Origin of the sequence: Komagataeibacter europaeus LMG 18890 (assembly GCF_000285295.1) — a bacterium.
Taxonomy (GTDB): domain Bacteria; phylum Pseudomonadota; class Alphaproteobacteria; order Acetobacterales; family Acetobacteraceae; genus Komagataeibacter; species Komagataeibacter europaeus.
On sequence record NZ_CADP01000062.1, the window covers coordinates 1 to 19,103 of the forward strand.

The 19,103-nt window shown below is 61.2% G+C and carries 17 protein-coding genes; 10 read left to right on the forward strand and 7 right to left on the reverse strand.

Features of this window, described 5'->3' with window-relative positions; translation table 11 throughout:
- A partial coding sequence (locus GEU01_RS14680; RefSeq protein ID WP_019086125.1) for a fructose bisphosphate aldolase occupies window positions 1–874 on the reverse strand: 874 nt, incomplete at its 3' end.
- 423 nt (window positions 875–1,297) lie between these two features.
- Between GEU01_RS14680 and GEU01_RS14690 the strand changes: the two genes are divergently transcribed.
- Complete coding sequence (locus tag GEU01_RS14690; protein ID WP_232272554.1) at window positions 1,298–2,656, forward strand: alpha/beta hydrolase; 1,359 nt, start codon at window positions 1,298–1,300, stop codon at window positions 2,654–2,656.
- A 74-nt stretch (window positions 2,657–2,730) separates the two neighbouring features.
- Here GEU01_RS14690 and GEU01_RS14695 read toward each other — a convergent pair whose 3' ends face one another.
- Window positions 2,731–3,783 (reverse strand): NADP-dependent oxidoreductase, encoded by a 1,053-nt coding sequence (locus GEU01_RS14695; protein ID WP_019086670.1) that lies wholly within the window; start codon window positions 3,781–3,783, stop codon window positions 2,731–2,733.
- Between the two features lie 359 nt (window positions 3,784–4,142).
- Between GEU01_RS14695 and GEU01_RS14705 the strand changes: the two genes are divergently transcribed.
- Window positions 4,143–5,120, forward strand: coding sequence for a ribonucleotide-diphosphate reductase subunit beta (locus tag GEU01_RS14705; protein WP_010510467.1), 978 nt, complete (start codon window positions 4,143–4,145; stop codon window positions 5,118–5,120).
- A gap of 304 nt (window positions 5,121–5,424) precedes the next feature.
- The gene (locus tag GEU01_RS14715) at window positions 5,425–5,610 is read left to right on the forward strand and encodes a hypothetical protein (protein WP_026018763.1); all 186 of its coding nucleotides are present in this window, start codon (window positions 5,425–5,427) and stop codon (window positions 5,608–5,610) included.
- A gap of 44 nt (window positions 5,611–5,654) precedes the next feature.
- On the opposite strand, the gene GEU01_RS22890 is transcribed toward GEU01_RS14715, so the two are convergent.
- The gene (locus tag GEU01_RS22890; RefSeq protein ID WP_157212859.1) at window positions 5,655–6,008 is read right to left on the reverse strand and encodes a hypothetical protein; all 354 of its coding nucleotides are present in this window, start codon (window positions 6,006–6,008) and stop codon (window positions 5,655–5,657) included.
- Window positions 6,009–6,066: 58 nt separating this feature from the next.
- The gene (locus GEU01_RS14725; protein ID WP_019086675.1) at window positions 6,067–7,491 is read right to left on the reverse strand and encodes a DUF2252 domain-containing protein; all 1,425 of its coding nucleotides are present in this window, start codon (window positions 7,489–7,491) and stop codon (window positions 6,067–6,069) included.
- A gap of 243 nt (window positions 7,492–7,734) precedes the next feature.
- Here GEU01_RS14725 and GEU01_RS14730 point away from each other — a divergent pair, with 243 nt between their 5' ends.
- Window positions 7,735–9,480, forward strand: a complete 1,746-nt coding sequence (locus GEU01_RS14730; RefSeq protein WP_019086676.1) for an oleate hydratase — start codon at window positions 7,735–7,737, stop codon at window positions 9,478–9,480.
- A gap of 29 nt (window positions 9,481–9,509) precedes the next feature.
- Here GEU01_RS14730 and GEU01_RS14735 read toward each other — a convergent pair whose 3' ends face one another.
- Entirely contained in the window at window positions 9,510–10,973 is a 1,464-nt protein-coding gene (locus GEU01_RS14735; protein WP_019086677.1) for a sodium:solute symporter, read from the reverse strand.
- Window positions 10,974–11,238: 265 nt separating this feature from the next.
- Here GEU01_RS14735 and GEU01_RS14745 point away from each other — a divergent pair, with 265 nt between their 5' ends.
- From GEU01_RS14745 to GEU01_RS14765, 5 genes are all read left to right on the forward strand, one after another.
- Window positions 11,239–12,423 carry a serine hydrolase domain-containing protein gene (locus tag GEU01_RS14745; protein ID WP_019086679.1) on the forward strand — a complete coding sequence of 395 codons (1,185 nt, stop codon included), beginning with the start codon at window positions 11,239–11,241 and terminating at the stop codon, window positions 12,421–12,423.
- 95 nt (window positions 12,424–12,518) lie between these two features.
- Window positions 12,519–13,451 carry an N-acetylmuramic acid 6-phosphate etherase gene (locus GEU01_RS14750; RefSeq protein WP_019086680.1) on the forward strand — a complete coding sequence of 311 codons (933 nt, stop codon included), beginning with the start codon at window positions 12,519–12,521 and terminating at the stop codon, window positions 13,449–13,451.
- A gap of 178 nt (window positions 13,452–13,629) precedes the next feature.
- Window positions 13,630–14,760, forward strand: a complete 1,131-nt coding sequence (locus GEU01_RS14755; protein ID WP_026018764.1) for an anhydro-N-acetylmuramic acid kinase — start codon at window positions 13,630–13,632, stop codon at window positions 14,758–14,760.
- Window positions 14,751–15,530 (forward strand): glucosamine-6-phosphate deaminase, encoded by a 780-nt coding sequence (locus GEU01_RS14760; protein WP_019086682.1) that lies wholly within the window; start codon window positions 14,751–14,753, stop codon window positions 15,528–15,530. The genes GEU01_RS14755 and GEU01_RS14760 overlap by 10 nt, the downstream gene beginning before the upstream one ends.
- 633 nt (window positions 15,531–16,163) lie before the next feature.
- Entirely contained in the window at window positions 16,164–17,480 is a 1,317-nt protein-coding gene (locus tag GEU01_RS14765; RefSeq protein ID WP_157212860.1) for a carbohydrate porin, read from the forward strand.
- A gap of 234 nt (window positions 17,481–17,714) precedes the next feature.
- On the opposite strand, the gene GEU01_RS14770 is transcribed toward GEU01_RS14765, so the two are convergent.
- Both GEU01_RS14770 and GEU01_RS14775 read right to left on the reverse strand, forming a co-directional pair.
- Window positions 17,715–18,200 carry a GlcG/HbpS family heme-binding protein gene (locus GEU01_RS14770; protein WP_019086684.1) on the reverse strand — a complete coding sequence of 162 codons (486 nt, stop codon included), beginning with the start codon at window positions 18,198–18,200 and terminating at the stop codon, window positions 17,715–17,717.
- A gap of 57 nt (window positions 18,201–18,257) precedes the next feature.
- Entirely contained in the window at window positions 18,258–18,737 is a 480-nt protein-coding gene (locus GEU01_RS14775; protein ID WP_232272556.1) for a GlcG/HbpS family heme-binding protein, read from the reverse strand.
- A gap of 105 nt (window positions 18,738–18,842) precedes the next feature.
- On the opposite strand from GEU01_RS14775, the gene GEU01_RS14780 reads away from it, so the two are divergent.
- A partial coding sequence (locus GEU01_RS14780) for a helix-turn-helix domain-containing protein (RefSeq protein ID WP_019086686.1) occupies window positions 18,843–19,103 on the forward strand: 261 nt, incomplete at its 3' end.

Here is a 19,103-nt window from a genome sequence, read left to right on the forward strand (position 1 = left end):
TGAAGATCTGTTCGATGGACTTCGCGAGGGCTGCGTCAAATTCCGCATCCGTCATGGTGTAGCGCAGGTCTTCGAGCAGCGCGCGTGAGAAACTGGCGATCATGCCATGGTTTTTCGCCAGCCGCTGACACGCTTCATCACGTGGATACCCACCGGACAGCGCCACGACGCGCTGCACGCGCGGGTGCCTGATCAGGTCAAGGTAAAGATCGGCCTTTTCGGGGATCGAGACCTTGATCATCACCTGGTAGTCACCGGGCAGCGCATCAAGCCCACGGTGCAGTTCGTCATGCAGCAGGGCTTCCGCCCCTGCCTTGTCCGGGCTTTTGATCAGGACTTCGGGTTCCATGATGGGCACGAGGCCACGGGCGGCAATCTGCTCGGCCAGGGCAAACTGCTGCTTCACGATGGCGGCGACACCCTCACGCTCGGCCAGGCGGATGACCGAACGCGCCTTCGTGCCATAGATGCCCTTGCTGATCGCCTGGTCCAGCAGGGGCTCAAGGTTGGGGATGGGCTTCATCATCTGCACGCCGCCCGCTTCGGCCTCCAGCCCCTTGTCCACCTTCAGGAAGGGGACGACGCCCTTTTCCTTCCACAGGTAGGTGGGAACCGGCGTGTCCTTGACCAGCCCGTTCATGGTCTGCTCGAACAGGATGGCGGCGAGGATGCTTTTGCCCGTGAAGGCCGGGGCGGTAATGACCCTGACCCGCATTTCGTGCATCAGGGCAAACATCTGCGCATCGGTGCTGTAGGCGCTGTCCGGTATGCCGTAATGCCGCAGCGCCCCCGGTGTTGATCCCCCGCTCTGGTCCAGGGCCGCGATGAAACCCGCGTTCTCCGACATGTTCTTGCGCATCTGCTCAACAGGCATTTCTATCTATCCTATGTTCAGTATTTATATACCACCAAGGCGATGATCGGACATCAGGGATAATGTCCCGGGTATGCATTGATTAATAAGTTAAAATGCGGGGGAATGGACGTAAATACAAAAATCACGCAACCGGTTTCTGCCCGCGCCGGTACCCCCGCATGCGACAGGCAGCCGGGACATGACTGATCCTTGCGCCAGCAGTTCCCTCCTGCATCATATGAAAAAAACCATCATCCCTGATATGGGGCCGCCCGTCACATGCTGCAATGACATACATCAGGCCATGCGACGGATGGCATCGGCCATCATGGTGCAAGCAGGGAAACATGGCTGATATGGGGCGTCTGTTTCCCGCCTGCCACGACCCCGGAATGCCACACGCACAACCCTGAAACCGGGGGTGGATATGGATCATCGCCCGTGTTTGACTGGGGCATGAGCAATTTTCAGCACGGAACGGGATACGGACGGTTGACGGCAGGCTTCAGGACACGGTTTTTCATTCCCCTTCTGGCTTCGGGCTGCCTTGCCATGAAGCTGTCACCTGCCGTGGCCGGTTGCCAGTCGGTGCATGTTCCCACCCCGCCTGCCGCCAACACCACGCACCCGCAGGCCCCGTTCTTTATCGACCTGTCCGGGCTTGCGCCTGATGGCGGGACACCCCGGCGCGACCCGCATGTTTCCCGTTATCCCCCGGCGCGCGACCTGCCGGATGGCACCGTCCCGCCACTGGCGACAAATGGCAATTTCGTGCTGGGCCCCACCCATACGGCCGCCCCGGAATTCGCGGCAGCCCGCACCGCGCCGCATGGGCGTGTGGTCTCCTTCACCATGAATTCCAGCCAGAGCGTCCTGTTCAATTCCGGCATTGTGCGCGATGACCCCGATGGCTGCCCCAATGGCGCGATCTATACAGCCCGTTCCGCCCCCGGCGACCCGTCCGACCTGCGCCTGACCAGCAGCCATTCCGGCCCATGGATGCGGCAGGTGGATGTCTATGTGCCCGCGCAGTACAAACCCGGCACCAAGGCACCGTTCCTTGTCTTTGGCGATGGCGGGGCGGATGGTTTCTATCCCGGCCGGGACCTGTTTGCCGCCCTGGACGCGCTGATCAACAGCCATCGCCTGCCCCCCATCATCGCCATTGGCATCGGCGCGGGCGGACAGGATGCACAGGGCAGCGAACGCGGGCTGGAATATGACACGGTATCGGGCACCTATGCCGAATGGGTTGAACGCGAGGTCCTGCCCCTGGCCCAGCGACAGGCAGGCGTCAGCCTGACCCATGACCCCGATGGCAGGGCCACGATGGGGGTCAGTTCCAGCGGCGGCGCGGCCTTTGGCATGGCATGGTTCCATCCCGACCTGTACCGGCGCGTGCTGGCCTATTCCCCGACCCTGACCAACCAGCAGTGGCCACATGACCCAGCCATGCCGGGCGGGGCGTGGCAGTATCACTCCCCCTGGGCGGGCAACCCCGCCGCCACGGGTAGCCAGCCGGGGGCGGCGCTGGTGCCCAATGCCGCGCACAAGCCGGTCCGGTTCTGGTTTGCCGCGGGTGATCGGGACCTGTTCTATCCCGCGCCCGCCATGCCCGATGGCATGCATGACTGGGTGCTGGCCAGTGAAAACATGGCCCGCGTCCTGGCGGCGAAAGGATATGACTACCAATTTGTCCTGTCACGCAACGCGGGGCATGTGGATGGTCCGACAATCGCGCAGACCCTGCCCGAAGCCCTGTTGTGGTTATGGCAGGGCTATGTCCCGCAGCGGGACTGATCGGGGAAATACCGGGTTGGCCAGCCTGTATCCGTCGGAACGCCGCGCCAATGGGGTGGCGGCCCCTTCGGGGTTCATGAACTGACTTTTACCAGCAGTTTTCCGCTGTTTTTCCCTTCCAGCATGCCGATGAAGGCCGCGGGGGCATTTTCCAGGCCGTCCACGATATCTTCAAAGACACGGATTTTCCCGCTTTCGACAAGTGGCTGCATGTCGTGCAGGAATTCGGCGTAAAATTCGCTGTAGTGTTCCAGAATGATAAACCCCTGCACCCGCAGGCGACGGATCAGGATCTGCCCCATGAAGGCTGGCAGCCGGTCGGGTCCAGGATCAGTGTTGACACCCCCATCATACACACTGTCGTTATAGTGGGCGATCAGGCCACAGACCGGGATACGCGCGAATGTGTTGAGCAGCGGCAGGACGGCATCAAACACCTTGCCGCCCACGCTTTCAAAATAGACATCAATGCCCTTGGGGCATGCAGCCGCCAGTTGGGCTGCGAAATCAGGGCCGCGGTGGTCAAGGCAGGCGTCAAACCCCAGTTCCTCACGCACGCGACGGCATTTTTCCGGGCCGCCCGCCACGCCCACCACGGTTGCGCCATGCAGTCGGGCCAGTTGCCCGACCACGGCCCCGACAGGTCCGCTGGCAGCGGCCACCACCACGGTTTCGCCCGCCTTGGGCGCACCGATTTTCAACAGGCCATACCACGCCGTAAAACCGGGCATGCCCAGAACGCCCAGCGCGCGTGACAGATGGGACATGCCAGCCGGCAGGACCATAAGGTCCGTCCCGTCGGACACGGCATAATCCTGCCATCCGCCATAGGACAGGACGATATCGCCCGGCCTGTATCCTTCAATCCCCGACTGTTCAACCCGCGCCACGGTTCCGCCCACCATCACATCACCCACGGCGACGGGCGGGGCGTAGGACGGCGCGGCACTCATGCGGCCACGCATATAGGGGTCCAGCGACAGCCACAGCGTCTTGAGCAGCACCTGCCCCGCACCCGCCCGGGGAACCGGAACCCGTTCCAGACGGAAATTGGCCAGGGTCGGCGCACCCGATGGGCGGGATGCCAGCACGATCCGGCGGTTTTGCGGCGTGTCAGGACTGTTCATGAAACTGCTCCATAATCTGGCCGCCCCCTTGATTCCGGGTGAACGGGACCGGGCCGACAATGACGGTTAACGCACTGTTCTGATTATTGTTCTCATACTATGTCATGCCGGGGTCCACGGTTTCAATCCCTGCCGCAGCCATCTGTTTTCCCGGAAGCGGGCTATATCATCAATATTACATGCGATAATTACATAGTTGAAAATCAGGAAACCGGTCACCATCAGTCAGAAAATCCGGTTGCATGATCAAGCAGTTTCAGGCGTATTTCCCCCTTCCATGCCCCCGGTTCCGGTGACATCTTCCGGCAACCTCAAAACAGGATACAGCGGTGGCGATTTTTGGGTTATAGGGGGAAATCATGAGTACAGACACACCCAACCTCCTTTCCCCCAGCCCGGTCTACAAGCCCTTTCGCTACCCGTGGGCGTTCGAGGCATGGAAAACCCAGCAGTCCCTGCACTGGCTGCCCGAGGAAATCCCCCTTGGGGATGACGTGAAGGACTGGAACAACAACCTGTCCGAGACGGAAAAATATCTGGTCACCCAGATTTTCCGCCTGTTTACCCAGCAGGACACCGAGGTCGAGAACGCCTATATCGACCTGTACATGCCGCGTTTCAAACCGACCGAAGTGCGCATGATGCTGTCGGCGTTCACGAACATGGAATCCATCCACCAGGCCGCCTACAGCCACCTGCTGGACACCATCGGCATGCCGGAAACCGAATATGCCGCCTTCCTTGAATATGAGGAAATGGCCGCGAAGCATGAATTCCTGCAGCGATTCAACATGGACGACCACTACAATACCGCCCTGTCCATGGCCGTGTTCGCGGGCTTTACCGAAGGGCTGCAGCTTTTCGCATCGTTCGCCATGCTGCTCAACTTCCCCCGCCACAACCTGATGAAGGGCATGGGGCAGGTCGTAACATGGTCCGTGCGTGACGAAAGCCTGCACGTCGAATCCATCACGCGCCTGTTCAAGACCTACATGCAGGAATTCGGCCACCAGATCGACAAGCCCGCTGTAGCCGATGCCATCCACCTCGCCTGTCGTGAGATCGTGACCAACGAGGACCGCTTCATCGACCTCGCCTTCCGCATGGGCCCGGTGAATGGCCTGACGGCGGCCGAGGTCAAGCAGTATATCCGCTTCATCGCCAACCGGCGCCTGATCGGGCTGGAACTGGAACCGATCTATGACGTGCCCAGCAATCCCCTGCCGTGGATTGACGAGATGATGAACGCGGTGGAACACGCCAACTTCTTCGAAAACCGGGCCACGGAATACAGCCGTGGCGCAACACTCGGGACATGGGACGAGGCATTCGCCTGACGCATTCCGGATACAGGCCAGTGCCACGGACCTGCGGGGCGCGGACGACATGACTGGCGCATGCCCCCGCAGAGTTCCGTCTTTCCCTGCCATGGCAGGGAAAACCGCCTGATATACGGATCATGGCCCCATGGGCGGGCTATGCCGCCGCATCGGCACACCGTGCCATTCAGCCTGTCGCAACGCCCCTTTTCAGGGTTGCCGTCTGCAGGGTTTCATGGCTGACATCCACCGATGCGTCATTGCATGTGGTGTGTATTCATACATACAACGCATGACGGTGCATGTTGACAACGGAAGCCCCATGAAACCCACCATGATCTTGCTGGCCGCCCTCGCCTTTGTCACATCACTGACCGCCTGCGCAGACCGGGATCCACGCATGGACCGTAACGCACGCGCCGCCTATGACAACGGCAATGGTGGCCCGCAGGGCGGCTGGGGCAGTCTGGGTGGTGGATGGGGTGGTCCGGGCGATATGGGGTGGTGAGGTGCGCGCCATCTGGCCCACGACGGATTATCGGCTAAATACCCCTATTTCTCATGCGGACAATCAGCCCTTACAACGCCGCCCGTCCATGCCATCACGTGAGACTGGCCGCGCCATTTGACGTTTTTGCCTTCGATTACGGGTCTGAAAATAAATTTGATCCGGTTGGTGCGGGCAACCGTATCATCCTGCGCCTTGTACCAACCTGTAACCTGTCCCCCATAATAGGACGGTTCCGCCTTTTTTTCATGCAGATAAATCCAGCCTCCCACCAGTTCTTCAGCTTCTTCAGGCATAAAGTCCCAGTTACCTGAATGTACCATCCCGGTGGCTTTGTCCTTATTGATATTTCGGGGGCGACCACCCTCCAGCCTGCAAAGAAGATGGATTGCCTTCATACTGTTATCCCTGTCATAGCTGTTCTGACGTTCCCGGTTTATCGTTCAGGAACGGTTATCAAGAATTACCATCATGGGAAGCCGGTATTTTTCCGGCCTTGATGGCCTGCGTGAACCGTACCCAGTCTGCCTTCGTCTGGTCCGCGTAATGGGTGGAAAAACAGCCTATGGCATCGGAAAACACATGGCCCTTGCCCAGATAGCCACTGATGAAGGCGCCATCCCCCGAACGCGCATGCGCGCGGGCCAGCGTCGTGCCATATAATCGTGCGTAATCGGCCAGTCCTTCGGGCGTGACATCCGCGCCGATGGCTGCCAGCCGGGCATCTTTCAGGCGGCGGACATAAAACTGCCGCCCGGCCCCCGACAGGTCCGGTGCAACAGGGTCCGCATCTGGCCGGGACCGGGTATGCGTGCACCCCAGGAATATGTCCGTTTCCGCCTGCATGATGCGTTGGCCGACCACCACGCGCTGCCCCTGGTTATGGAACAGCGATGCCCCGGCAAAGGGGGCCAACACCGACTGTTGGGCTTCCTTGATCTGCAGCAGCAGCGTCTCCCCATCCGGCGTGGCGAACAGGCCGATGGCGCAAAAGGTGCCGACACTGCCAATGCCAACCACCTTGAAAACCACATCACGCAGGACGTAGCGGTCCAGCAGGATCGCCAGTTCGGCCGGCTGTGTCGCGACGTAGCGGGCAAAGGCATGGCGGATCGTGTCCTCATGCGCGGGCAGCCGCATGACCAGCGGCGGGTGTTCGCGCAGCGATAGCAGGCCGCCATCCGCATCTATCAGGCCATAATGGCAGCGCGCGCTGTCCATGCGCTCACGCAGCAGGATTTCGGCCCGCGCCCGCGCATGCCGGTCCGAAAACGCGGCAATGGCGGCGGACAGGTCAATGGGATTGCCCCAGATCTCCAGCGGGGACAGCACGGCCAGCCGCTTCATTTCCACGGCATAGGTCCGCGCCATGGATACCGCCAGGTTACGCGCCTTCTTTTCCGACAGCCCGCCCTCGCGCCCGGCCAGCACCAGTGACGTGCCAAGACGCTTGATGTCCCATTCAAACGGGGCGGGCAGCGTTTCGTCAAAATCGTTGATATCGAAAACCGGGGTGCCTTCGGGTGAGGCATAGCTGCCGAAATTGGCCAGATGGCAGTCCCCGCATGCCTGCACGCGTGGCCCCGCCGCGGGCGTATGCGCAAGATCGGACGCCATGACCACCGCCGCCCCGCGCAGGAACGCGAAAGGCGAGGCCATCATCCGTCCATAGCGCACCGGCAGCAGGTCGCGTATCCGGCCTTCCCCCTGCCGGACCAGCAGGTCGACCGGGTCGGGCCGCCGCTTTGGCGCATGCCATTGCGCATGGTGGGCACGCATCGTCCTGCGGCGCAGGGCCACGCCGCGGGCATGACGCTGCGCGCGGTCAAGGCTGCGATGGTCCCATTGCATGGTACGGATGGCGGCATGTTCATGATCCATGCCATGACAATACCTTTTTTAACATACTGTGTCAGTACCGTGGTCAATGCCGTGCCCCGGGCCCCGCATCGCGGCGGTGGCCATGGCGGCCCGTACGCGGGCCGTTCCCGCATCCCTGCCACCCGCCGTGTGATTGATGCACATCAACGACGGCATTTTCATAAAGACCTGCTATATACGGCAGGGTTTTAAATCCGACCAACCGCCCGGGCCACGGTCGGCCCCAGAAGAGGCAGAAATTCCATGCGCTACGCCCACAGTAACTTCGAAGCCTTCGTCCGCCCCGAAAAACCGGCCGGTATCGACACCCGGTCGGCATGGATCGTGGGTGGCGGCCTTGGCGGCATGGCCGCGGCCGCCTTCCTGATCCGCGATGCGGGGATGACGCCATCAAGAATTACCATCCTGGAGGCATCGGACGCCAATGGCGGGGCGCTGGATGGCGCGGGCAACGCCGAAACCGGCTGGCTGATCCGTGGCGGCCGGGAAATGGAGGAACAGTTCCAGTGCCTGTGGGATCTGTACCGCTCCATCCCCTCACTGGAATTACCCGATGCATCGGTGCTGGATGAGTTCTATCGCCTTAACCGCGTCGATCCGTCCTCCAGCCCGGTCCGGGCCATGTGCGGGCGCGGGCAGCCCCTGCCCGACCGCGACAGCCTGAAGCTGACCGGGAAGGCACGGCGCGAGATCATTTCCCTTGTCCTGACGGATGAGGAAAAGCTGGATGGAAAGACGATCGGCGATGTCCTGTCCGCCGATTTCATGAAATCGAATTTCTGGCTGTTCTGGCGGTCCATGTTCGCGTTCGAGACATGGCACAGCGCGATCGAGATGAAGCGCTACCTTGCCCGTTTCGTACACCAGATCCTTGGCCTGAAGGACCTGCATACGCTGAAATTCACCCGCTTCAACCAGCAGGAATCCCTCAGCCTGCCGCTGGCCACATGGCTGGCCGATCAGGGCGTGGCGTTCCGTCACGGCGTGCAGGTGACCAATGTGCGCGTCGATACATCAGGCGTGAAGAAGGTCGCGACCCATATCGACTGGCTGGAAAACGGCGCGGCGGGCGGCATCGCGGTCGGCGGGCGGGATCTGGTGTTCGTCACCAATGGCTCCATGGTGGAAAACTCCCGCTGGGGCGACCACCATACACCCGCGCCGATTGATGCCACGATCGCGCAGGGGAATGTCTGGCAGCTATGGCGCAATATCGCGGCGCAGGATCCCGCCTTTGGCCAGCCGGACGTGTTCTGTGGCGACACCACGAAATCGCGCTGGGAATCCGCCACCGTCACCACGCTGGATGCCCGCATCCCGGCCCTTGTGCACAGGGTGACGGGGCGCGATCCCTTTTCGGGGCGCACCGTGACGGGGGGACCGGTCACGATCGCGGACTCCGCGTGGCTGATGAGCTGGGTCGTCAGCCGCCAGCCACACTTCAAGGGCCAGCCGAAGGGGCAGATGGTGGCATGGCTGTATGGCCTGTTCAGCGACGTGCCGGGCAATTACGTGAAAAAACCCATGCAGGACTGCACGGGTGAGGAAATCACCCGCGAATGGCTGTTCCACATGGGCGTGCCGGAGGCGGAGATTGACGACATGGCCGCCACGGGCGCCATCACCCACCCGTGCATGATGCCCTTCATCACCGCGCAGTTCATGCCACGCGCCGTGGGCGACAGGCCGAAGGTGGTTCCCGATGGCAGCGTCAACCTCGCCTTCCTCGGCCAGTTTGCCGAAACCCCGCGCGATACGGTGTTCACGACCGAATATTCCGTCCGCACCGCGATGGAGGCAGTCTATACGCTGCTGGATATCGACCGCGCCGTGCCCGAAGTGTTTGGCAGCGTCTATGACGTGCGCATGCTGGTGCAGGCGGCGGCGGAAATGCGCGACGGGAAAAAAATACCGGCCTCGACCCTGATCCATCACCTGGCGGGTGGGACGGAAGTGGACACCCTGCTGGAACGCTACGGGCTGATCTGATCCCGCCGGGCGCGGCAGGACGGGCCGGATCACGCCCGTCCCTGCCGGATGCCACGCGCAAGCCCCCCGCAGGCGAGCATGATGGCGACACCCAGCGGCACCAGCCACGTAAAGGCGATGGCATGGCCATGGGGCCGCCAGAACAGCATGGCACCGCACATCACCGCCAGCGTGACGATGAACGCAGGCAGCACGTCACGCCTGTCCGCCCGCCTGCTGAACAGGGCGAACACGAATACCCCCAGCATGGGCCCATAGGCGCATGACGCCACCGACAGACCGAACACCACCGCCGGGCCATTGCTGCGTGCGAACCCCAGCGCCACCAGCACCAGCACGACCGCCCACAGTACGGTCACCAGCCGCGCGAAGCCCAGTGGCGACAGGCGCGCCCACCGCGCCATGGTCCGGCAGGGGGCGGCAAAATCCAGCAGGGTCGCACTGGTCATGGCGTTGAGGGTGGCGGAAAGCGATCCCATCGTGGCACTCAGCAGGCCCGCAACCAGCAGTCCCGCCAGCCCCTGCGGCAGGCCATGCATGATAAAATCCGGGAACAGCGCGTCCGATGTCGTCAGCCCCATGGCGGCCAGCGACCTTTCATCATTACGCGCCCATAGCAGCATGCCCACCAGCGACAACAGCGCGAACAGGCAGCCCACCATGACACCGCTGCCCACCAGCGCCTTTCTGGCATCCGCCAGGCTTCGCGCCGCAAGGACACGCTGCACCAGAAGCTGGTCCGTCCCGTGTGACGCCATGGCCATGATCGCCCCGCCGATCATGGCGGCGCAGGGCGTATAGGGATCAAGGAAATACAGGCGGGATCTGTGGAACAGGTGAAACCGGTTGGAATGGCGCAGCATATGGATCTGCATGTCCGTTGCATGGTGGTACAGCAACGCGACACAGGCAGCCGCCCCCATAACATACACAACCAGCTGTATCGCATCGGACCAGACCACCGCCCGCAGGCCACCCAGCATCGTATACCCCAGCGTCAGCCCGACAATCACCACCATGACCAGCCATTGCGGCAGCGGGAATTCCATGACGGACAGGATGGCGGCAACCGGCAGCATGCCCGCAAACAGCCTGATCCCCTCGGCCAGCACGCGCGTGACCAGGAACGTGACGGAGACGGTACGTTCCATCGCCTGCCCGAAACGCCGGCCCAGATACTGGTACACGCTACCGGCATGCCCGGAAAAATAACGGGGCAGGAACAGCCACGCCACCAGCGACCGCCCGATGACATACCCCACCCCCAGCCCCACGAACACCATGCCCCCGCCATAGGCGATGCCGGGTATGCTGATGATGGTCAGGGTGGAGGTTTCCGTCGCGACCAGGGACAGGCAGATGGCCCACCACGGCAGGTCATGCCTGCCCCCGACATAGCTGGAAACGGAATCCTGCCGCCCCGACAGGGCGAACGCAATGAATGGCAGGGTCAGACAATAGATGCAGATAACCGAGAGATCGATTGCGGGCATACGGGTTCCATCACGTAACAGACAAAGACCATATGACCAGACCGAAGCCATATGAAAGCCCCGGACGACCCGGAAACCGGGACGGATTGTGCATTACCATCATGCGCAGAAACCAGTCAGGGATGTTCCAACGCCGTCATGCCATGGCTTTTCCCACGTCCCTGCTCGGCGCGCCGGGGCGGATCATTGTCATTGCGGGCGGGATAATGGTATCGTCCGCGCATCAGGCATCCGGCATGCCGTCTTTTAACGGGCCTTTTGCAACATGCATGTTTTTCCAGCCGCCCCCCGGCTGAAGCGCCGTCATGTCCTGATGCTGACCGATGCCGCGACCCTTGCCGCCACCGCCCCGCGCGCATATGCGGGCCAGCCGCCTGCACCGGACATGCGCGATGTGGACCGCAGGCTGCAACAGGCCGTGACACGGGGGGAAGCGCCCGGCGTTGTCTGTGCCATAGGCCACGACCAGCAGGTCATGCACCGGGCCGTGTATGGCAGGCGTGCCGTAACGCCCGTGCCCGAAGCCATGACATGGGACACGGTGTTCGACATGGCATCCCTGACCAAGCCGGCCATTACCGCGCCCGGCGTCATGCAGTTATGGGAACAGGGCCGCTTCGGCCTGGATGACCCGGTTTCGCGCTACCTGCCGCAATTTGCCGCCGCGGGGAAAGTCGCCATCACCATCCGGCAGTTGCTGACCCATTATTCCGGCCTGCCGCCCGACCTGGACCTGACCCACCCGTGGCAGGGACGTGACGCCGCGTTCCGCCTGACCATGGAAACCGCGCCCGCGCAGCCACCGGGCAGCGGTTTCGTCTACAGCGACATCAACTTCATCACGCTGGGCTTCCTGATCGAAAAACTGACCGGCATGACGCTGGATGCCTATGCCACGCGCTTTATCCTTGCACCACTCGGCATGCGGCAGTCACGGTTCCTGCCACCCGGTACATGGTCCGCCCGCATCGCCCCCACCCAGGCCGATGAACGGGGCCAGATGCTGCGTGGACGGGTCAACGATCCCTCGGCCCGGCGCATGGGCGGGGTTGCAGGACATGCGGGCCTGTTTTCCACCGCCGATGACATGTGCCTGTACGCGCAGGCCCTGCTGGACCGGCGCGCGGGCAGGCCATCGGCCTATCCGCTGCGACCCGATACACTCATGCTGATGACCACGGCACAACAGCCACAGGGCAGGACCGACCTGCGGGGGCTGGGGTGGGATATCGCCACGCATTATTCCTCCGTCCGGGGGGACAGGTTTCCCGTGGGTTCCTTCGGCCATACCGGCTTTACCGGCACGTCGCTGTGGCTGGATCCCGATAGCGACAGTTATGTCCTGATCCTGACCAGCCGCCTGCATCCCGATGGCCATGGCAACGTCGTGCGCCTGCGTCATGACGTGGCGACGGCGGCGGCCCTTGCGCTGATCCCGTCACGGGGTTGAAGGGCTGCGTGAAAAGTCGGATCAGGTCATATCTTTCAATCATATGAAAATTTCTGGTGAAGCATTTTCACTCATTTGCAGACAAGTCAGGTTACATGTCCCCGAACAGCACCGTTCCCACCCCCCTCATCGCGACAGAAGGACAGGATCCCCGCTATGCGGATGTGGATATCTGGCCCGTTGCCTCCGTGCTGGATGCACTGGTGGAATCACAGATGAGCGCCATCGCCGCCGTCCGCGCCGCGACACCGGAACTGGAACGCGCGGTCGGCAGCGCCCTGCCCCGGCTTCTGGCGGGGGGGCGGCTGTTCTATGTCGGCGCGGGCACGTCCGGGCGGATCGGCATGCAGGATGGGGTGGAACTGCTGCCCACCTTCGGCTGGGAACCGGGGCGGCTCGTGCTGCTGCTGGCAGGCGGGCATGACGCCGTGTACCAGGCTGCGGAAGGGGCCGAGGACCGCGAGGACGTGGCCCGCGCGGACATACTGGCCCACAATCCCGGTCCCGATGACGTGGTACTGGGCATCGCGGCCAGTGGGTCCACGCCCTATACCTGCGCAGCGCTTGCGGCTGCGCGTGCGGCGGGCAGCCTGACCATCGGCATTGCATGCAATCGCGGCGGCAGGCTGCTGGACGTGGCGGAACAGGGCATTGCGGTGGTGACGGGGCCGGAAGTCATTTCCGGTTCCACCCGACTGAAGGCCGGCACGGCGCAGAAAGCCACCCTGAACCTGATTTCCACAACACTCATGATCCGTATGGGCCATGCCTATCGCGGCCAGATGGTGGACATGCGGGTCGTCAATGCCAAGCTGCGGGACAGGGCGTGCCGCATGGTCCGCAACCTGACCGGCAGTACCGAACAGAAGGCGCAGCAGGCGCTGGCGGCAACGGGGTTCAATGTCAAACGGGCCGTCATGATCTGTTCGGGCATTCCCGCCGATCAGGTCGAGGCACTGCTTGCAGCGCATGGCGGCAACCTGCGTTCGGTTCTTGGACAGGACGACAGCACCCCTGCCACGCCGTAAAACAGTGTCCGGAAATCAACGTTTCAAGCAGACGGCATTCTTTGAGGCGTTCTGAAAGGCAGTCCCGGACCGCCCGTATACACGCGGCATGATGGACGGGTGCCGGACATCACGTTTTTGTCCCATCGCCCTGTTCATTATGATGGCGTGGTAAAATGCTGCACGGGGAGGAACGGGCATGAAGCCCATGCTTACGGTCATCGGCCTTATGAGCGGCACGTCACTTGACGGCGTGGATGCGGCCATCATCCATACCGATGGTGAACGGATCGCAGGGTTTGGCCCGGATATCAGCCTGCCCTACACGGCGGCCCTGCGCCAGCGCGCGCGGGGGATTCTGGACCATGCGCCCACCCTGTCCCCTGATAATCCCGAACTGAAAGCGGTAGAACACGCGATAACCCGCCATCACATCGACGCGGTGCGGCAGTTGCAGGCCCTGGTGCCGGATATCGACCTGATCGGGTTTCATGGCCAGACCATCCTGCATGCGCCACAACGCCGCCAGACATGGCAGATAGGCGATGCCGGACTGCTGTCCCGCGCGACCGGGGTGGCTGTCATCCATGATTTCCGCAGCGCCGACGTGGCGGCAGGCGGCGAAGGCGCGCCACTGGTGCCATGGTTTCACGCGGCCCTGCTGCATGACGTGCCGGGACCGGTCGCCGTGCTGAATATCGGCGGCGTTGCGAATGTCACGTTCATTGATGCGGACAATACGATCCATGCCTGTGACACCGGGCCGGGCAATGCCCTGCTGGACGACTGGGCCATGCGCCATACCGGCACGGCCTGCGATGTTGATGGCGGACTGGCGCGCGCGGGCACGGTCAACCGGGCCATTGTGGAACAGTTGCTGGCCGATCCCTATTTTGCCCGCCCTGCCCCCAAATCGCTGGACCGTCAGAGCTTTGCCACGGCCCTTGACCGGGTGGCCGCCTGCACCCCGGCCGATGGCGCGGCGACACTGGCCGCCTTTACCATCGAAGCCGTCCGGCGCACGCCCCTTCCAGCAAGGCCCGCGCGCTGGTATGTCTGTGGCGGCGGGCGGCATAATCCTGTGCTGATGCAGGGATTGCAGGCGGCATTGGGCGCACCGGTCGAAGCCGTGGACCGCCTTGGCTGGAACGGGGATGCGCTGGAGGCGCAATGTTTCGGTTTCCTGGCCGCACGCAGCGCACGCGGCCTGCCATTATCCGCGCCCACGATCACGGGCGGGCCGGATGGCCTGTCCGGTGGCCGCCTGACCTGTGCGGGACTTATGCCTGTGCCACCGTGGATCCATGCAACCAGCGGGAGATGTTCATGAAACTTGTCATCGCACCGGATCAGGACACTGCCTGCGCCCATGTGGCGGACATGCTGTATACGTGCTGCGCGCAAAACCCGGCAGCCGTGCTGGGCCTTGCAACCGGGCGCACGATGGAACGGGTCTATGGCCACCTTGTCCGCCGCATTCACGACAGGCCGGTCAACCTTGCAGGCTGCACGACGTTCAATCTGGATGAATATTGCGGGCCGGTTGCCCGGACCGCGCAGTCATACCGTGCCTATATGCAGCACCACCTGTTCCGCCATCTGGATATTCTGCCCACGCAGACGCACCTGCCCCCCGGTGATACCGATGATGTCACGGCGGCATGCGCACGGTACGAAACCGCAATCCGTGCCGCGGGCGGCATTGACCTGCAACTGCTGGGGATTGGTCATACCGGCCATATCGGTTTTAACGAACCGCTTTCCTCCTTCGCATCCCGCACGCGCCGTGTCAGGCTTGCCCCGGCCACGCGTGCCCAGAATGCGGAAATGTTTGGCGACTGCCCGGATGATGTGCCGCAGCATGCGCTGACTGTTGGCGTCGGCACAATTCTGGAGACCCGGCGCGCTGTCCTGCTGGCGACAGGTCCCGGCAAGGCTGCGATCATTGCCCGCGTGACTGAAGGGGCGATTTCGCCCATGACCAGTGCCTCAGCACTGCATTTCCATCCCGATTGCACATTCGTACTGGATGAAGACGCAGCCATGGACCTGTCGGATGAATGCCGATGGATGGCGGAATTCATCCTGCCCCGCCACTGAACCCCCACGGGGGCCGGAAACGGTCGTGGCGGCTGCCTGCTACAGACTGCGCATCATAAAGACGGTTCTGGTGAAGCTTTTTACAAAAACCTTCATTACAGAGCGTCTTCAGTTCATGTTGTCCGGACCTGCATATTCCAATGGCTGGGGCGCCATGGGTTGCATGCCTGTGCATGGCAGGAGCCCGTCCTTGTATCGTTACTTTATAATAATAACTTTATGAATCATAAATAAATGACGCAATAATTTTTGGAAAAAACAATAAAAGTTTTATGCGCCCTGTTTTTTTGCGACGACACCAGATTCTGGATCTTTTTGAAAAAAGCCTTGCCAAAAACTTTTCCGTGGTCTGTGACCTGTTACATGGACGGGTCCGGGGCAGGAAAACTTTTCCTGAAAACCGCATGGCCTGATGGCAGGAACGCCATTGCGCAAATAATGTTTCCAAAAAAACACAAGTGAAAATTCATGCAGCACGGCGCACGATAAATTAATATATAAAATAAAAAACCGTGTCCGTATAAAACCGTTTAAACGCCACACAAATAAAACCAATAATATGCCAGTGGCCGTACAATGAAATATTTTACGCATGGACGTGGAAAATTCGCGATATTATATTTCGGTTTTTCCATGTATCTAGTGATCAGCGCGCAGGATGCACCCGCCAATGGCGTTGCAAACGGCAGCCAGGGCGATGATGCCAGTTACGCCCTGCGTAACAGTGCCCAGCACCCGGCTTCAACCATGACAGGAGACTGGGGTGGGTACAGAACCTATCTGCGTGACAGGGGAATAGATCTGGCGGCGGCATGGACCAACGAAACCGCCGGAAATGCGACCGGCGGCGACCGGCGTACCGCGGCCGAAACCAACCAGATCGCGGCGATTATGGATATCGACGCGGAAAAACTGGTGAAATGGAAAGGGGCGACCTTCAATTTCACTTTTACCAGCCGCTGGGGCAGCAACCTGATCACAAGGGCGGGCCTGTATACCCTGCAACAGCCACAGGAAGTATGGGGCCGTGGGCAGACCACCCGGCTGACCGGATTGTGGTATAACCAGAAACTGGGCGACCACTTCAGTTTCAAGATCGGCCGCCTGCCAACCGGTGCCGATTTTGACAATGTGCCCTGCCTGACAATGGTCAATTATTTCTGCGGCGCGACAACAGGCAACATGGATGGCAATCGCTGGCTGAACTGGCCTGTCAGTACCTGGGGTGGATACCTCAAATACAACAGTCCCCTGTGGTACCTGCAGGCAGGTGCTTATGAACAGAACATGCGCAATCTGGATAACAAGTTTTTCCTTGGTTACGTCCATGGGGCAACCGGCGCCCTGCTGCCATTCGAAACCGGGCTGCGCCTGCATATGGGACCGCACCGTTATCCGGGGGTGTACCGCATTGGCGGGTGGATCAATACCGCCAGCGCACCGGATATTTTACTGGCGACCAATGGGCAGCCTGCGGTTACCGGCGGACTGCCAATGCTGGAACGGGGCGGTTCCCATGGTGGTTACCTATGGTTCCAGCAGCAGTTGACGGGCACCTTTACCGAAAAACCCGGACAGGACGCGGTGATCGTGCAGGGCCTGACCGCCTATGTCACGCTGACCATGGTTGACAAGGAAACAAGCCCCGTTTCATCGCAGGTAACAGGCAGCCTGCGCTATCTCGGGCTGCCGTGGCGCAGGCATGACGCCATAACACTTGCGGTTGGCACCAATCACGTCAATTCACGCCTTGCGACATTGGAATGGTATCAGGCAGGTAAAAAGGGGCCACGACGGAATTCGGAATTCGCCATTGAAACAGACTATACAATCCAGTTCACACCATGGGTCTATATCGAACCGAACGTCCAGTTCTGGGTTAATCCGGGCGGTTATACGCAGCGCAGCACGGTCACGGTTGTCGGTATGAAAACAGGCTTTACCTTCTAAATCGCGTTTCATTACAAATCATTCATAAAGGAACAGAAGTATTTGGGCACTGCCTTTTCCCAAAGAGGCGGCATTCTTCGACGCTTTTTGAAAAATCCTTTATGATCCGCGCACTTTCACAAAAACCGGCTTTTCAGACAGTCTTCAAGAAAATACAGGCCATCTTCCTGTCATGGAGGATCGCCTGTATTTTTACTGTCTGAAATTACCGGGCCATCCGGCCCGGACTATTTCCTACGAATGGAAGCCGTTTGCCGTATCGGTGGCGACCGCATTGTCCAGATCGTCCGTTGCCCCACTGACCCCAACCGCCCCGATGAGGTATTTGCCACTCATGACCGGACACGATCCGGGCACGGCCGTAATGCCGGGCAATGTCGCCAGAAAGGCCTGGTTCTGGCTGATGCGCTGGGCCAGTACCTTGCCTGGTGAATGATACAGCGCGGCCGTGCGGGCTTTCTTTATGGCTGTCTCATCCGTGCCGGTCTGTGAATCATCCATGCGGGTGAAGGCAAGCAGCCTGCCCGATGCATCCACCACCGCGATGCTAACCTGCATGCCCTTCTGCCGCGCCTCCTCCTCGGCTGCATTCAGCAGGCTTTTCGCACCGGCGTTGCTTAGCTGCGGGCGGGTCAGCAACTTGGCATCATCGGCGCGTGCCACGCCAAAGGCAGGAAAGCACGCCAGAACGGCCAGCGGCCCGATATGTCTGATTTTCATGGGAGATCCTGATGCAAGATTGTCTGGATACTGTTTCTTTACCTGGGAGAGGCCATTTCAGTGAAAATGCTTGGCCGTATCGACAACAAGCGCCTGTTCATTTTCGTTGGTGTCGCCGCTGGTGCCGATACTGCCGACGACCACATCACCCTGCTTGAAAACCGCGCCACCGGCGGATGGCAGGATACCGGGGACAAAGCCGATGGGCAGGTTCTGCGTGCGTACGGCGTCAAAGAACTCGATCGTGTTGCGGGCGAACCGTGCCGCCGATTTCGCCTTTGCGATCGAAGCCTCCACACATCCGGCATAGGCGCCCTGCATGCGGATAAAGGCCACCAGGTTTCCGTCCGTGTCCTCGACCGCTATGCAAAGCTTGAGATGCCGGTTTTCCGCCAGGCCAACCGCATAATGCGCCATGTCCATTGCCGCATCGGTCGTGATGTTGAGCTGCGGCGCAGTGGAGGAAGATGACGGCTGCGCAAGCGCGGGGGTCGCGCACGACGCCAGCACCGCAAGGACTTTAAGCAGATGCTTCATTTCAAGGGTTATACCAACCATTGTTTGGCCTGACTCACGGGGTACCCATCGGTTTAAAAATGTGATTCACAGGATGCTGACCATTCTCTGAAGGAGGCATTCTGGATGGGCAGCCCTCTGTCCCTGCGTGACGATCATGATAGTTCGGAGTTGCGACGCCTTGCGCGCAGAAGCCGGCATGCGGGTCAGTCGCGTCGCCTGCTGGCGCTTGCGGCGATTTATGATGGCGCCTCACGCGGCGAGGCGGCCCTGCTTGCCGGGACAGACCGTCAGAGTATCCGTGACTGGGTGGTGCGTTTCAATGCGGATGGTCCGGATGGCCTTGTGGATCGTCATGGCGGGGGACAGAAAGCCCGCCTGACACAG